This is a genomic window from Mucilaginibacter sp. 14171R-50, assembly GCF_010093045.1.
Lineage (GTDB): Bacteria > Bacteroidota > Bacteroidia > Sphingobacteriales > Sphingobacteriaceae > Mucilaginibacter.
Map to the genome: position 1 here is coordinate 1,495,861 of NZ_CP048115.1, position 15,822 is coordinate 1,511,682.

The 15,822-nt window shown below is 48.1% G+C and carries 15 protein-coding genes; 8 read left to right on the plus strand and 7 right to left on the minus strand.

The genetic code is table 11. The features are described from left to right. Window positions 1–64: 64 nt before the first annotated feature. The 3 genes from GWR56_RS06980 to GWR56_RS06990 form a co-directional block, all read right to left on the minus strand. Window positions 65–1,114, minus strand: coding sequence for a response regulator (locus tag GWR56_RS06980; protein ID WP_162430414.1), 1,050 nt, complete (start codon window positions 1,112–1,114; stop codon window positions 65–67). Then, on the minus strand, window positions 1,111–2,298 hold the full coding sequence (locus GWR56_RS06985) for a PAS domain-containing sensor histidine kinase (protein WP_162430415.1): 1,188 nt from the start codon (window positions 2,296–2,298) through the stop codon (window positions 1,111–1,113). The genes GWR56_RS06980 and GWR56_RS06985 overlap by 4 nt, the downstream gene beginning before the upstream one ends. A gap of 129 nt (window positions 2,299–2,427) precedes the next feature. Further along, complete coding sequence (locus GWR56_RS06990) at window positions 2,428–3,726, minus strand: hypothetical protein (RefSeq protein WP_162430416.1); 1,299 nt, start codon at window positions 3,724–3,726, stop codon at window positions 2,428–2,430. A 116-nt stretch (window positions 3,727–3,842) separates the two neighbouring features. On the opposite strand from GWR56_RS06990, the gene GWR56_RS06995 reads away from it, so the two are divergent. The 5 genes from GWR56_RS06995 (at window position 3,843) to GWR56_RS07015 (ending at window position 8,096) form a co-directional block, all read left to right on the plus strand. Then, window positions 3,843–4,223: a hypothetical protein gene (locus GWR56_RS06995; RefSeq protein ID WP_162430417.1), complete on the plus strand. Its 381-nt coding sequence runs from the start codon at window positions 3,843–3,845 to the stop codon at window positions 4,221–4,223. A gap of 2 nt (window positions 4,224–4,225) precedes the next feature. Continuing rightward, entirely contained in the window at window positions 4,226–5,509 is a 1,284-nt protein-coding gene (locus GWR56_RS07000) for an acetyl-CoA hydrolase/transferase family protein (RefSeq protein WP_162430418.1), read from the plus strand. A gap of 79 nt (window positions 5,510–5,588) precedes the next feature. After that, window positions 5,589–6,359 (plus strand): ABC transporter permease, encoded by a 771-nt coding sequence (locus GWR56_RS07005; RefSeq protein WP_162430419.1) that lies wholly within the window; start codon window positions 5,589–5,591, stop codon window positions 6,357–6,359. 5 nt (window positions 6,360–6,364) lie between these two features. Continuing rightward, the gene (locus GWR56_RS07010) at window positions 6,365–7,102 is read left to right on the plus strand and encodes an ABC transporter ATP-binding protein (RefSeq protein WP_162430420.1); all 738 of its coding nucleotides are present in this window, start codon (window positions 6,365–6,367) and stop codon (window positions 7,100–7,102) included. Between the two features lie 4 nt (window positions 7,103–7,106). Beyond that, window positions 7,107–8,096, plus strand: coding sequence for an MlaD family protein (locus GWR56_RS07015; RefSeq protein WP_162430421.1), 990 nt, complete (start codon window positions 7,107–7,109; stop codon window positions 8,094–8,096). 166 nt (window positions 8,097–8,262) lie between these two features. On the opposite strand, the gene GWR56_RS07020 is transcribed toward GWR56_RS07015, so the two are convergent. From GWR56_RS07020 to GWR56_RS07030, 3 genes are read right to left on the minus strand one after another with little or no spacing between them, the layout of a single operon-like run. After that, complete coding sequence (locus GWR56_RS07020; protein WP_162430422.1) at window positions 8,263–8,838, minus strand: HdeD family acid-resistance protein; 576 nt, start codon at window positions 8,836–8,838, stop codon at window positions 8,263–8,265. After that, the gene (ppsA, locus tag GWR56_RS07025) at window positions 8,820–11,219 is read right to left on the minus strand and encodes a phosphoenolpyruvate synthase (protein WP_162430423.1); all 2,400 of its coding nucleotides are present in this window, start codon (window positions 11,217–11,219) and stop codon (window positions 8,820–8,822) included. Before ppsA ends, GWR56_RS07020 begins: the two co-directional genes overlap by 19 nt. Window positions 11,220–11,250: 31 nt before the next feature. Next, window positions 11,251–12,009 (minus strand): SDR family oxidoreductase, encoded by a 759-nt coding sequence (locus GWR56_RS07030; protein WP_162430424.1) that lies wholly within the window; start codon window positions 12,007–12,009, stop codon window positions 11,251–11,253. A 160-nt stretch (window positions 12,010–12,169) separates the two neighbouring features. On the opposite strand from GWR56_RS07030, the gene GWR56_RS07035 reads away from it, so the two are divergent. The 3 genes from GWR56_RS07035 (at window position 12,170) to GWR56_RS07045 (ending at window position 14,805) form a co-directional block, all read left to right on the plus strand. Continuing rightward, window positions 12,170–12,751 carry a Crp/Fnr family transcriptional regulator gene (locus GWR56_RS07035; protein WP_162430425.1) on the plus strand — a complete coding sequence of 194 codons (582 nt, stop codon included), beginning with the start codon at window positions 12,170–12,172 and terminating at the stop codon, window positions 12,749–12,751. Between the two features lie 52 nt (window positions 12,752–12,803). Next, entirely contained in the window at window positions 12,804–13,307 is a 504-nt protein-coding gene (locus GWR56_RS07040) for a cupin domain-containing protein (protein ID WP_162430426.1), read from the plus strand. A gap of 76 nt (window positions 13,308–13,383) precedes the next feature. Next, entirely contained in the window at window positions 13,384–14,805 is a 1,422-nt protein-coding gene (locus GWR56_RS07045) for an MBL fold metallo-hydrolase RNA specificity domain-containing protein (protein ID WP_162430427.1), read from the plus strand. On the opposite strand, the gene GWR56_RS07050 is transcribed toward GWR56_RS07045, so the two are convergent. After that, window positions 14,744–15,811, minus strand: a complete 1,068-nt coding sequence (locus GWR56_RS07050) for a PAS domain-containing sensor histidine kinase (protein WP_162430428.1) — start codon at window positions 15,809–15,811, stop codon at window positions 14,744–14,746. The two genes, GWR56_RS07045 and GWR56_RS07050, sit on opposite strands and share 62 nt — an antisense overlap. Window positions 15,812–15,822 lie beyond the last annotated feature (11 nt).

A 15,822-nucleotide genomic window follows, 5' to 3' on the forward strand; every position in this document is an offset into this window, starting at 1 on the left:
CACAAAAGTAGGGTACCCGGCAAGGCTAAACGGTGAGATTGATCAAAGAGAAAGGTGACTTTTGTCAGTTTTTCATTTTAGCTAACCTATTTGCGTCTAATACTGTGATCGTGCTGCCTTTCTTGTCTATAAGGCCCTCTTCTTTAAAATCAGACAGGGTACGGCTTACCGTCTCGGTGGCCATGCCTGCCATCGCAGCGAGGTCTTCGCGGGCTATTTTAAAGCTTTCGCCGCCAGGGCCCGGCTTAAACAGCCGCAGCACTGCTTCGGCCATACGTTTTCTTACCGAGTGGTAAGCCAATTGGACCAACTGATCTTCTTTTACCCGAATATTATCTGCCAATAGTTTGATAAACTCCCGCGCCACTTCCGGGTAACGAAACAGTAAGTGTTCCAGTTGGTCTTTAGGAATAAGGCAAACGGTGCTGTCTTCCAACGCTGTAGCGGTATCACTGTATGGTTCATTTGAGAGTTGGGCATTCACTCCGAAATATTCATCGCTTCCGAATATACCGGTCATCAGTTCGCGCCCATCCTCCGCCATGCGTATGGTTTTCACCTTACCGGCTATAATCAGGTAAATGCCAGTGCCCCGGTCACCCTCGTAATAGATCACCTGGTTTTTTTTGAATGGCCGGCTTTTACGTTCCTGTATGATCTTTTTCAGCTCATTCAATCCCTCGTTCCGGCCAATCAGCGTGTGCAACCGTTCCAGTGAGTTGCTGTAAAATTCTTTTTGAATGGCTTTTTTCTTTAAGCGCATTTCAATGGCATTTAGCAGGTCCATATCATCAAATGGCTTGGTAAGATAGTCGTCAGCGCCCATTTCCATACCTTTCCTAAGGTCTACTTTTTCGGCCTTTGCTGTCAGGAAAATAAAAGGGATGGCCGCGGTAGCGGGGTTTTTGCTCAACATGTAGAGCACGCCGTAGCCATCCAGCTCCGGCATCATAATATCGCACAGGATCACGTCCGGCAAATGCTGCTGTGCAAGTTCAACCCCGCTTTTACCGTTATCCGCCGCGCTAACCTCATAACCCGCCAGCTGAAGGATCTCGACAATATTTTCCCGAATGTCATTATTATCTTCAATAACAAGCACTTTCTTTTTCATACAATCTTGAATGTGATGGTGAATGAGGTGCCTTTATTTACCTCGCTTTTAAAATCAATGCGGCCATTCATCAGGCCGGCATAACGGGCTACAATATTTAATCCTAAACCGGTGCCTGATATATTGCCGGTATTATGTGCGCGAAAGAATGCCTCGAACAAATGTTTTTGGTCGGCTTCAGGGATGCCAATGCCATTGTCTTTAATCGAGATCACACATTCGTCCGGGCCAATCTCAGTGTTAAATTCTATGAAGGTATTTTCGCCGGAATATTTTATGGCGTTTCCGATGAGATTAGTGATACAATGCCTGAGCAAGGTCTGGTCCAGATTGGCCATGTTGGCCGTGCCGGTATGCTGGTAAATGATATGTTGATTTTGTTTAGCCACCAATTGCAGTTCATCAGTGATCTCTTCTGCGAATTTAACCAAATCAAAAGGGCTGCACACCGCATCAACTTTCCCAGCCTCCAGCTTTTCAAGGGATAGGAAATCATTCAGGATACCGGTAAGTACGCCTACCGAGCCTTTGATTTTGGCTACATGCTTGCGGATATTTTCGTTATCATAAGGCTGAGCATATTTTTCGATCAGCGAAGCAGACAACTGAACAGCGCTGAGCGGCGTACGAAACTCGTGAGAAGCCATGGATACAAACCGGCTTTTCATTAAACCCAGCTCTTTTTCTTTAACCAGGGATGAACTTACCTCTTCTTTGGCTCGCTCAAGTGCCATTACCGAATCTTTTAAGGAAGCGGTGCGGCTTTCTACCAGGTCCTCCAGATGTGCAGCATAATCTTTTAACTGTTCTTCTGCTTCTTTTTCCCGCGATAGGTCATGAATAAATCCGGTAAAGATCTTGCGTTCGGCAAATTGAACTTCGCTTACCGCTAAACGAAAGGGAAAGGTTGTTCCGTCTTTACGGAGGCCCGTCACCTCACGGCCGATGCCGATGATATGTGCCTGCCGCGTTTGTTGGTAACGCGCGATGTAGTGGTCGTGCTCTTCGTGGTAAGGTGAGGGCATAAGCATGGAAACGTTATTCCCAATCACTTCTTCCGGCGCATACAGGAACATCTTACAAGCGGACGGGTTGATCGATTCTACGATACCGCGGCCATCTATAGTAATGATGCCATCAATGGCGTTATCAATAATAGCTTTAAGCAGTGCCGCATTTTCCATAAACGTGATTATAATCACAAATATGGTTATTGTAACGAATACAAAATGTAATTAATTTCAGGATAAAAAGTGATCCGGATCACTTTTTCCTTTTTGAATCACTCATTTTCCTTCCCCCCGGACCAACCTTCACTTTACGGGTAACTTTTTTGGTAACTCATGGTAAATGGCCTGCTCCAATTTTTTGTCTAATTGATAGATATCAGGGTAGGTTATCAGCTGTCCGTCCTGAAAACCACAACTTAGGTAAGTGATTTTTAGCTGTACTGGCTTGTGCAGCTTAACGTTCATGGACCGGCCTGCTTTGCGATTGTGCCGGAGGGTGTTGACTAAAGCAGGTTGCCTGTCGGCCTGTAAGAGTATGGCTGCCAGCTTTTCCGCTTGATCAACGCCTACATTTCTCATACTCAGTGCGCGCATATCTTGCCGAAACCATGCTTTTTCCCTGATCTCGCCCATTAATAAATTACCCCGGCCGGGAAAGTCAAAGTTTACAAGCGACCTTTTTTTATCTTCCTGATTTGGGGTTGAGTGTTTTTCCCGATCGGGCCTGCTGTTGCCTGCCACCAGGCTCACGGCAAGCAATTGGCTTTTCAATAATGGTGTTGGCGTGGCCCTGCTGCCGGTTACTATTTTAAAGCGATAAACGGAGTCGGGCAGGAATAACGATAAAGTAAATGACGGGATGTCGACCTGTAAGTATGGCCCCGGGCCGATCGCTGCCCAGCGTAAACGCTCCATATTAATAGCCACCTTCCTGACATCAGCCTCGGGCACTTCATAACAATCATCCAGGTATTGACCCTTCCACTTGTGCATCCAGTTCTGCATTTCCTGATAAGCTTGACCGTTCGGCTGAACAGCCAGCATTTTTTCTGTTACATCCGGCTGAGTTAATGCCTGCGCCAGGGTAGTTTCCACCCGCAGGTCACCATATGCCGCGTCTATTTTTGCCGCCGGTAAATCGGGGTTTAGTTTACCGTAGTGCAGATGAACCATCAAGGTTAGCATCGCATCGGTCAGCATGATCTCAAAGCGCGCCTGCTGTTTGCGGTTGATTTTAGCAGGTTGCTCTGCAATGTCACGTAATAGGCCGTATTTTAATTCATCCGGATGGTAATCGCCGTATGACAGGCCATATTGAACTACGCAATCTAACAATAGCATGGCTTGCCATGCGTGGCCCGTTTCTCCAGTTTCTTTGATCAGCCAGACGGGCTTAAAGTTACGTGCCGCATAAAACCTTTTAACAGACCGTGGAAAATACAAGGCTAACTTATTTTTTGTTTGCAATTGCGATCGGATCTGGCTTGCAAGCTCGGGATCCGGCTGCACGGCCAGCGCCGGTGCGCTACTCAGGAATAAAAAAGCTAAGACCCAATATAAGGGCAGGCGGGCCAGTTTTATGCGGGGATATGCTAAGTTCATCTTCCGTTTTTATTAGCAAAGAACCCATATTTAAGTGGGCCACCCAATGATGCGTATCAGGGGCAAACATGCGTTGGGTCACTTTTTACGGCACGTTAAACATTTACACTTGCAGGATGAAAAAGACAAACATTAAACATTTGACGTTCGCGCATCAGGCTTGTTTGCGCGGACTGGAATTCTATGCATTAGAGATCCGTTTTCTACAGGAAAGGCTCGAAGAGATCGCCGGTGATAACACGGGGCACGAGGTGTCTGAACAGGTCGAGCATTTTCAGAACCAGCTGGTTATTCATCGCGAGCAGATAGACCAATTAAAACATCGTATACATGTGAACCTGGACCAGGTGGCAGCAGATTTACAGCAATCCGAAAATTTCGTTCAGCAGGCTACTGTCGACGCGGCGAATCAGATCGAGGCTGATTATGAACAGGAAGAGCAATTTTTCAAAACACTCAGGCAGGATTTCAATCGTTTTGCGGCGGAATGGATGTGAAAATGAAAAACATCGCCTACATCCCTGCCGCCGAAGCTGTTAAACTCGTGCAGTCGGGTAACCGTGTTTTCATTCACGGTAGCGCGGCAACCCCAATTCACCTTGTTGCAGCGCTTCAGGAACACTGGCGCGACTTACAGGATGTAGAGTTGGTAAGCATTACCACGCTTGGGCAGGTTAATTTTGACAGGCCGGAGCATCGCGGCAGCTTCTTTTTCAATTCTTTATTTGTATCTGCCACCACCCGTAATGTCGCGAATAGCGAACATGGGGATTATGTTCCTATCTTTCTGAGCCAGATCCCGGCGCTATTTCGTAAACGGATCATGCCGATCGATGTGGCGTTGATCCAGGTTTCGCCGCCGGATAGTCACGGCTATTGTTCGCTGGGCACTTCGGTGGATATTGCACTCGCCGCGGTAGAAACCGCTAAATACGTAATTGCGCAGGTAAATCCGTTAATGCCAAGGACGCATGGTGAAGGCTTTGTGCATACGAGCCGCCTTAACGCCATGGTTTGGCACCAGGCTGAACTACCCGAAATGGATTATGCCAGCGCTGCGGATCCTGTCACCGAAAAGATAGGGAAAAACATTGCCGGGCTTATTGAGGATGGCGCGACCCTGCAACTGGGTATAGGCGGCATTCCCGACCAGGTATTGAAAAACCTGTCGGGCCATCGGGATCTTGGTCTTCACACGGAAATGTTTTCTGACGGCGTTATCCCCCTGATCGAAAAGGGTGTGATCAATAACCGTTATAAAAAGATTCACGCAGGCTTATCTGTAACCGCCTTCCTGTCGGGTACCCGAAAGTTGTACGACTTTGTACACGACAACCCCTCCGTTGGCGTGATGGATATCGGCTATGTAAACGATACCAGTGTAATCCGGCAAAATCCGAAAGTAACAGCCATCAACAGTGCTATTGAAATTGATGTCACCGGCCAGGTCTGCGCCGATTCAATCGGTTCTTTCCAATATTCGGGTATCGGGGGGCAGATGGATTTTATACAGGGTGCCGCCTTATCAGAGGGCGGTAAGCCTATCATCGCGCTGCCCTCGCAAACCAATAAAGGCATCAGCCGTATTGTACCATGCTTGAAGGAAGGTGCCGGTGTTGTTACCACCCGCGGACATATTCATTGGGTAGTGACGGAATACGGCGCCGTTGATCTGTTTGGGAAAAACTTGAAACAACGGGCGAAATGCCTGATTGCCCTGGCTCATCCCGATCACCGCGAAACGCTGGACCGTGCTTACTTTGAACGCTTCGCTAAAGCCTGACGCCGATCACTTTTGCAGCTGCCGGCGGTCATAGGCAAACTTGCTACGCTCCGTTAATTTTATGATCAAAAGCACGCATATGGCATTTAGTCAAGATATATCCTCTTTCTTAGAACAAACCGGCTCAATCGGGCGGTTTATAGGCCGCTTTTTTGCCGGAGGCTTGAAACCGCGCTATGAGTTTCGCGAATTTTTAGCACAGTGTTTTATCGTAGGGTACCAGTCTCTTCCATTGGTTGGCCTCACCGGTTTTATTATGGGTTTAGTACTAACCATGCAGCTTCGGCCTAATTTGGTTGATTATGGGGTTGAGTCGCAATTGCCCGTCATGGTAGGTATCGCTATTGTCCGGGAAATAGGGCCGGTTATTACCGCGCTGATCTTTGCAGGTAAAATAGCCAGCAGTATTGGTGCAGAATTGGGTTCGATGAAGGTTACCGAGCAGATAGATGCCATGGAAGTTAGTGGTACAAACCCCTTCAAGTACCTGGTAGCCACCAGGGTGCTGGCTTGCACACTAATGCTGCCTATACTTACCGTCCTTGGCGATGCGATCTCTTTAACGGGTTCTTATATCGGTGTTAACATTCGTTCTGTCACCAGTTTTCGCTTGTTTTTTGATCAGATATTTAACAGCTTGAGCTTCGGAGACCTGTTGCCTGCAGTAATAAAAACGTTCTTTTTTGGCTTCGCTGTGGGGGTTATAGGCTGCTTTAAAGGATACTTTTGCAATAAAGGAACACGTGGTGTTGGCAATTCAGCTAATTCAGCGGTTGTCTTATCCTCTGTGGTCATATTTATCATTGACCTACTGGCGGTTCAAATAACTGACCTTCTTGGTTTAAATTGAAAAGGATGGACACCCGGGAACCCATAATCGTTGTCAAGCACCTGTACAAAAGCTTTGGTAAAAACAAGGTCCTCAAGGATTTTAATCTAACAGTGCATGCCAATGAAAACGTGGTTGTGCTGGGCAAATCAGGTTCCGGCAAGTCCGTGCTGATCAAATGTATCATCGGCTTGTTAAAGCCCGAGCGGGGCAGCATTTTGGTCTTCGGAAAAAACATTCCTGAATTGGATGAAGAAGAACTCGACGATATCCGGGTCAGAATAGGATTCTTGTTTCAGGGTAATGCGCTTTACGACTCGATGACCGTCAGGGAAAACCTCGAATTTCCCCTTCGGCGTCATCGTTTGCAGCAAACGCAGGCAGAAGTAAACAGGTTGGTGATGGAAGCGCTTGAAAATGTTGGCCTTCCTCATACGGTAGATATGATGCCCGCCGAGCTTTCCGGAGGGATGCTAAAACGGGTGGCACTGGCCCGCACAATGATACTGCAACCGAATATTATTTTATATGACGAGCCGACTACAGGGCTAGACCCTGTAACCGCCCGGGAAATCGACCGGCTTATTGTGGAGTTACAGCATAAATATCAAACGGCATCCATCATTATTACCCATGATATGCATTGCGTGAAAAATACGGCCGACCATGTAGCGCTGCTGCTGGACGGCCAGGTGTATATGGAAGGCACGTACAGTGAATTGGAAAACGCTACTGACCCACTGGTAAAACAATTTTTTGAATAAAACTATGAGCAAGCAAGGCATTAATAATGGAAAACTTGGCGGATTTATGCTGGCTGGCTTACTGGCCCTGATCCTGTCCTTTTATTTTATCGGTAAGAATCAGCATCTGTTTGGCGCAAAATTCAAATTGCGGGCCCGGTTTAGTAACCTGAACAGTTTAATAGAAGGAAGCAATGTGTTATACGCGGGTATCCAGGCTGGAACAGTTAGTGATATCACGCTGATCAATGATACCACCATAGAAGTAACGCTACTGATTGATAAGACCATCAGGCAGCACATACACCAGCGCTCGGTTGCCTCTATCGGAACGGAAGGCCTGATGGGGAATAAGATCGTAAATATCGTACCATCGTCAGGTAATTATCCATTGGTAGGTGACGGCGATCTTCTTTCCTCGCGCCCGGCTATCAATACAGATGAGATGCTGCAAACCCTTTCGCGGACCAATCAAAATATCGCCGGCATTTCAGAGGCGCTGAAGGTGTCGGTACTCCGCATCAACGAAAGTAAACTGTTGGCTTTGCTGGATGACCCTTCTATCGGAAACAGCTTAAAGTCGGCGCTAAAAAACATGGATCGAACAGCTGCCCAAGCGGATCAACTGGCTGTTAACCTCAACAGGACGGTTACCGAAATTAATAAAGGAAAAGGTCTGGCCGGCACGCTGGTAAGCGATACCCTGCTGGCTGGTGACCTGCGTGCCGCATTAGGAAACATCCGCCAAACAACCGAACATACACAGTCGCTGACCAGGGAACTGGACGACCTGTTGCGGCAGGTCAATAGCGACCTGGTAAATGGCAAGGGGACGCTACATCTGCTCCTAAAAGATTCTGTGACCGCCGGGCACATCCGGAAAAGCCTCGAACATATCGAACAAGGTACCGATGGCTTTAATCAAAATATGGAAGCGCTGAAGCACAATTTCCTGTTCAGGGGGTATTTTAAGGATCAAGCCAAAAAAAGCGCGAAACAGACGTCAAAGCCTTGACACTATAAATTTTAATTTTGCATTATTTAGTCAACGGATTGTTGGCTGGTTTGATGTAATGCCATTGCCGTTATGTCCATCCTGTGTACCCTGACCAGCGGACAACTTAGAGCCATCGGGTGGCCTTTGCGAAATACACCGATAACGATACCAGCCCATGCACACTTCATATGCTGTTGTTGTTGATTTTTAAGCTACGAAACCTAAACCCCAGATAGATCCGGAACAAGCCGGTAATAACAAAGGCGGCACCGGTATGTAAGATAATGTCTTCAGTGCCCCAGATCATATTCGTGAGCATCAGCACACCGGTACACATAACCAGTGCGCCAAAAAGAAACAACCAGGCCCAGTCTTCCTGCCCGTGGTCGTGCAACTGCCAGGCGCTGGCGATGGCCAATATCCCGCGCAGTACCAGCCAAAAACCGAGAATAATAGGTACAATGACCAACGATATCAGCGGGTAAAACCCAAGATAAATCCCTATGAACAGATCAACAAATGCGCCAAGTAAGGCCCAGCGTGTTACGCCCGAAGCGCGCCGGGTAAGCAGTACAAACAAAAATTCAATAATTCCTGTCACAAAAATGCCGATCGCGAAGATGATACATACCGTTAAGTAAGCGGTCAGTTGTTCCGTAAGTATCCAAATGCCCATCCCTACTAAAACGCAGCCACTTGCCGGAAACAGCCACCAATGCCTGATATCAGGCATTGGTTTTTTTACACCGAGGGTTGACATGGCTTTTGGTTTGCTAAAACACGGTTAATGTTGTTGATGCCGTTGATCAGGGCGTCCGGGTTAAAAGCAATACTATCTATCCCCGCCTTAACCAGCATCTGGGCAAAAGCTTCCGAATCGCTGGCTGCCTGCCCACAAAGCCCAATGTGCTTGTTTAAACGATTTGCCTTTTCGATCATCAGCCGGATGAGTTGCACGCTGGCGGCATCCTGCTCGTCAAACTCGTCCGCAATAAGCGCACAATCGCGGTCTATGCCCAGGGTAAGCTGCGTCAGATCGTTGGAACCGATGGAGAAGCCGTCAAATACCTGCGCAAACTCTTCTGCTAATAATACATTACTCGGAATTTCCGCCATTACCATTATTTCGAGGCCGTTCTTGCCTTGCTTTAACCCGTTTTTTGCCATCAGTTCAATCACCCGCTTACCTTCTGCAACGGTACGGCAAAATGGTATCATAAGTTTAACGTTACTGAGCCCCATATCGTCGCGAACGTGTTTCATCGCTGCACACTCCAGGCGGAACCCCGCTCTGTAATGATCATTGTCGTAACGAGAAGCCCCACGGAAGCCGATCATCGGGTTTTCTTCTTTTGGTTCAAAATATTTACCACCCAACAAGCCTGCATATTCATTGGTCTTAAAGTCGCTCATACGTACAATTACCTCCTTAGGATAAAATGCCGCCGCTATAGTGGCCACGCCCTGGGCAAGTTGATCTATAAAATAGGCTTCTTTCGTATCATAACCATTCGTCAGGTTTTGAATTTTGATCCGGTCGGTTTCTTCACTTACCTGGTCAAAATGCACCAGTGCCATGGGATGAACCTGTACCTGGCGGGCAATAATGAATTCGAGTCGCATCAGGCCAACTCCATGGTTAGGAAAGAACGATAACTCAAAGGCTTGTTCAGGATCGCCAATGATTAATTGTGCCAGCGGCCGCTGTGGTAACCTCACTGAAGCAACATCTGTTATGCTTTCTGTCCAATTCAACTTGCCACGGTAAACTTTGCCGGCTTTTCCCTCGGCGCAGCTAACCGTTATCACTTCGCCATCCTGTATATTAACAGTAGCGTTTTCTGTACCCACAACCGCAACTGCACCCAGTTCCCGTGCAATAATGGCCGCGTGGCTGGTCCTTCCGCCTTTATTGGTGACAATACCGGCGACTTTTTTAAGTACAGGGTCCCAATCCGGGCTGGTAGTGTCCGTCACCAGTATGTCTCCCGGGCGCAGTTTGCCTATATCCGCGGGCGAGTTCAATAAACGTGCAGTACCGGCAGTGATCTGGTGACCTACCGCTGCCCCGCTGGTTATCAATTCTCCCTGCTCTATAATACGACAACTTTTTACCAGGCGTTTTTTTTCCTGGCTATGTACAGTTTCAGGTCGCGCCTGTATAAGGTATAGCTGGCCGCTGGCACCGTCTTTTGCCCATTCAAAATCCATAGGTTTTTGATAATGCGCCTCTATCAATAACGCCCAGTTGGCCAGTTTAAGCACATCCCCGTCTTTCAGAACAAACTTCTCGCGCAGTTCCCAGGGGGTGTCCAGGTTAACGGTATTGCGCTGCTGGTCATTATCTGTTGGGTAAACCATCATTTTGCTTTTGCTGCCTAATGTTTTTTGAATGATGGCCTGCTTGCCTGAACGTAAGGTGGGTTTAAAAATCAAAAACTCATCAGGCACAACTGTACCTTGTACCATATTTTCCCCCAGTCCCCATACACCTGAAATTTGGATAACGTCGGGAAAGCCGCTTTCCGGTTCCAGCGTAAACCCGACGCCAGAACAACCCAGATCAGCGCGGATCATGGCCTGGATACCAACGGATAGATAAACCTTGTCGTGTGCAAAGCCCTTATCTTCGCGGTATTTAATGGCACGGTCGGTGTATAACGAAGCAAAACACTGTTTTACAGCATCAACAACGGCCCGGTGGCCTTTGATATTTAAGTAGGACTCGTGCTGACCCGCGAAACTGGCATCGGGCAGGTCTTCAGCTGTTGCGCTGCTACGGACTGCAACTGCCTGTTCGTGAAAATCGAACACGTAGTCATATTCATCAAATATGGCCAGCTGCAGATCGTTTGGCATCTGCGCGTTCAGGATTAACGTTCGCGCTTTTTGACCGATCTCAGGCAAATTAACGAATTCGTTTCGATCCAGCATTTCCATCAGTTTGGCCAGTTGCGACTCTAAATTATTTATTTTTAAAAAGTGCCGGTAGCCTGCGGCAGTAACCGCAAAGCCATCAGGCACAGCAATTCCCTGTGGTTCCAGCGTTGCGAACATTTCGCCGATCGAGGCATTTTTTCCGCCAACCTCGGCAATGTCGCGAAGGGTGGTATCCTTGAATTTTTTGATATAGCGTTCCATATTGTTTTTTATTGTGTGGGATGAAAGCGGTTTAGTAAGCGGTCCAGCCACCGTCGGCAACCAGCACCGCGCCATTAATAAACCCTGACGCTTCAGTGGCCAGGTACAGCGCAAGTTCAGCGATCGCATCGGGCTGGGCGCTTTCCGGAATATTCCCGGTGCCCGCGTTCATCCGTTCATAACCAAAGGGTTCGGGCTGTATACCTTGAAGGATATTGGTAGCTACACCACCCGGAGCAATGGCGTTACACTGTATGCCTTTGCCGGCATACTGGTAACCAATATTGCGGGTAAGGCCAATAAGGGCATGCTTAGACGCCGTGTAGGCGGCTCCTGCCCGGCCGCCGCAAAAGCCACCTATAGAAGCGATGTTGATGATGCGGCCGTGCCCATTCTGCAGGAAGAGCTTCAAGGCACTGCGGCACGTAAAAAACGATCCATTCAGGTTAGTACCTATCACTTTGGCCCAAAGTTCGTCACTCAGCTCGGCTGCCGGCGTAAAGTTATCCATGATACCGGCGTTGTTGACCAGGATATCCAGGCTCCCATAAGTGTTCAGCGTGTGCTTGAACAACTGTTCTACATCACCAGGGTTCGCAATATCAGCTGCGAAGCAACTGGCGCTGCCGCCCTGGTTGGTGATCGAGCGTGCCACAGCTTCAATATTTCCCTGGTGCAAGTCGGCCAGCATAAGCTTTCCTCCCTCAAGAGCGAACCGCTGTGCAATTGCTTTGCCAATTCCGGACCCCGCGCCAGTCACCAGTATTACCTTGTTTTTCAATAAATTCATGATCGTCTTTTTCCATCGAAGGTCGTAAGCTAAACAGGTTTAGGCTATGACGGTGGTCATAGTTTTAATTGATGCTAAGCGGTGCACCGGGCTAAAGCGGTTGGACTATTGTTTTATCGCGAAATGCTTATTAATTTTAATTCATATAGTTTCCTAACTGATGGATACCAGCATTTTTCTGCAGCATCTTCGTTCCTACGTGTCCTTTCCTGATGCGGATTTCGATGAATTTTTAAAATTACTTGTGCCACTCACTCTTCGGAAAGGCGAGTATTTCTATAAAAGTGGCGAGGTGCCCCGGTATAGCCCTTTCGTAGTTCAGGGATGTTTGCGGCAGTTCATATTGGACGAATCGGGCCGGGAGCAGACCATATTATTCAACGAAGAGGGCAACTGGGCAGGGCAATTAGGCAGCATGCGCAGCCGTATGCCCACCAACGTTTACTTACAGGCGCTTGAACCCTGCCAGATACTGGGCATTACGATAGAGAACGTAGACCGCGGCATTGCGCTATTTTCATGGTATCAGCAATATTTTTTGAAAAAGTATCCCGCTGACCATGCCAGGTTACTGGAAGCTGCAAACCGTTTAAAAAGCGAACCACCCGAAACACTTTACCGCGAGTTAATGGAGTCCAGGCCTTCATTACTTCTGCGTGTACCACAACATCTTATTGCCAACTATCTGGGGGTACGGACTGAAACGCTTAGCCGTATCAAAGCCAGGTTGCTGCGGGGTTGATTTGTTGATCCAGGTCAACATTTTTAAAAATGGAACGGGTTAACTTTAGTGTATGCAACCATCAACAACGATATACCAATTAACAAACAGACTTGGGCGGGCGCGATATTATATGGGCGGTTACTGGGTGTTTTTGGCTACCGCTACAGATACAGCGGGGCAGTTTAGCCTGATAGAAGCCAACCTGCGCCAGGGCATGGAGCCGCCAGCTCATGTACATACCAACGAAGATGAGTCCTTTCACTTGCTGGAAGGAGAGATGCTGTTTACTGCAGATGGCAAACAATACCAACTTAAGGCTGGAGAATTTTTGCATCTGCCAAAAGGGGTTCAGCACACATTTAAAGTACTGAGCCCCACCGCCAGGGTACTAATTCACCTGGTGCCTGCGGGGCTTGAAGCCATGTTCCTTGAATTAAGCCAGCCTGCAACTGCTTTAGATTACCCCACTGTACCTGCGGGGCCGCCACCGGCCGAATGGCTGGAGTGTTTGGGCCGGTTACAGCAGCAATTCGGCATCCGGAACGTAGATAACAGACAGATCCGGGCTCAATAGGTATTCCTTGCCCGGTATCACGCATATGGGTGATCTCGGTCAACTTTCCATCAGCAGCAGAGCCTGATATTGCGGCATGGGAAGAAAGCAACATAACAGCGCTTCGGCAGTTTACCTGGAATCGCTGGGCGCGGCTGGTACGGTTACGGGCTCTAAACATTTGCTGATTACCCCAAGTATGACGGTAATGATAGACTGCGGACTTTTCCAGGGCATCAAAACGTTACGTGAGCGCAATTGGGACAAGCCGCCGGTTGCTGCCGCAAGCGTTGGGGCTATGGTACTTACCCATGCGCATCTGGACCACTGCGGCTATATTCCGCTTTTTGTAAAAAACGGCTATCGCGGGCCAATTTATATGAGCGCCCCAACACGCGACCTGGCCGAGATCATCCTGAGAGATTGCGCAAAATTACAGGAAGAAGATGCTGCCCGCGCCAACCGGCATGGTTTTAGTAAACATCATCCGGCGCAGCCGCTTTATACAGTAGCTGATGTTGAAACTGCGCTGCCACTGTTTAAAGTATGTGCAACAGCATCTGAAATAACATTGAGCGAACATTTGTCTTTTACCTTATTCCCTGCCGGTCATATCCCCGGGGCATGTTCGGTTAATTTTAACTGTTATGGTAAAAATGTGTTGTTTTCGGGCGATATCGGCCGCGAACATTCTGAATTGCTTCCGCCGCCCGCACGGCTCACCAATGCTGATTTTGTAATCATGGAGACCACCTATGGCGATCGGCTGCATTCCGCAGCGGATACGGCCCAAGAAATGGCAATGCTGATTAACGATACGCTTTTTAATAAGGGAAACATCCTTATCCCTTGTTTTGCCGTTGGCCGTGCGCAAGAGGTTATGCACCTAATTTACCGCTTAAAAATGCAAAATATTATCCCCAGGACTGTACCGGTTTACCTGGACAGCCCCATGGCGGCGGCCGCAGGAAAAGCATTGCTTCACCATCCTCAATGGTTTATCATTGATGAAAAGGAATGCGCACGCATGTTCAGCGGAGTAACCACTAATGAAAATTATGAAGAAACAAAGAAGATCATACGCCGCAGGGGAAGCAAGATTATATTGGCCGCCAGCGGCATGTTAACAGGCGGGCGGGTATTGGAATATCTTAAGCAGTATTTACCCGACAGTAAAAATATGGTTTTGCTGATTGGGTTTCAAGCCGAAGGCACGCGTGGCCGCGCCTTGGCGAACAAAGCCCCCGAAGTAAAGATACACGGCAAATATTACCCGGTGCGGGCTCAGGTTAAAGAGATAGAAGGGCTGTCGGCACATGCCGATCAACGGGAATTGTTAAATTGGCTCAGCCGGTTAGCTGCCAGCCAGCCACGTGTATTTTTGGTACACGGCGAGCCTGGTGTACAGGATGCTTTCCGGGTAAAAGTTAAAGATGAGTTAGGTATTTATGCGGAAATTATGCAACAGGATGTACGCTTGATGCTATTTGAGCCGGCAGCGCCGGAAACGATAAGCTAAAAGTTGATCCTTTATTTTCGTGGCTTCGTACACGCACTTCCCCACCAAGCTGGCGTACGTAATTTTTAACGATATGCAAGCCCAGCCCGGTACCCGATACTGCCCCGGAATTACTTGCCCTGAAAAATGGTTCAAATAGCTTTTTTTGTTCATCCTGCGGAATGCCTATCCCTCGGTCACTAACGGTGATTACGTATCCTTCGGGATTTATCTGTGTCCGAAGGAAGATCTTGCCGGGCAGGGCAGAGTATTTAAACGCATTGGATAGCAGGTTTATCACGCAATGTTTCAGCAGGTTCCGGTCAGAATTTATCAGGCGTTCCCTTCCGTTATGCTGGTACAGTAACTGATGATTACCGGCCATTAGCCGCATCTGGGCACAGAGGTCCTCTCCAAAATTAACCAGGTCAAACTTTCTTAAATCGGGTTGGAAGGTTCCGGCCTCAATGCGTTCCAGGGATAGGAAATCGTTAAGTGTATCTGTCATATCATTTACTGCCAGGCGTATTTTTTGCAAATGCGCCATGATCTTGCTTTGATCAAGCCGCTGATAATAGCGTTCGATGAGCGAGGCAGAGAGCTGGATCTGGCTTAATGGTGAACGGAACTCGTGGGATGCCATAGACACAAGCCGGCTTTTTAACTGACCTAACTGCTGTTCCCTTGCTAATGAGCTCGCGTTACTTTTTTCACGGCTGAGGTCATGAACCTGTCCGATGTAATAGTGGTCGTCATCACCCGGAACCCGCACCAGGGAAAAAAATACGGGAAATTTTGTGCCGTCTTTTTTAATGCCGGTAAACTCTTGTGCCACATCGCACGACAGCAACCGCTGACTGGTTTGGCCATCCAGAAACTGCCCTATTTGCACGTCTTTATGAGGTTTCCACCCAAAGAACGACCAAAAAGCAGGATTGGCTAACAGGATGTTGCCATCTCTGTCGGTAACCAACAGCCCATCAGCGGCCCGTTCAAAGAGCGCCTCAAATATTGTTGTTTTGTTCATTGTAAATGGTT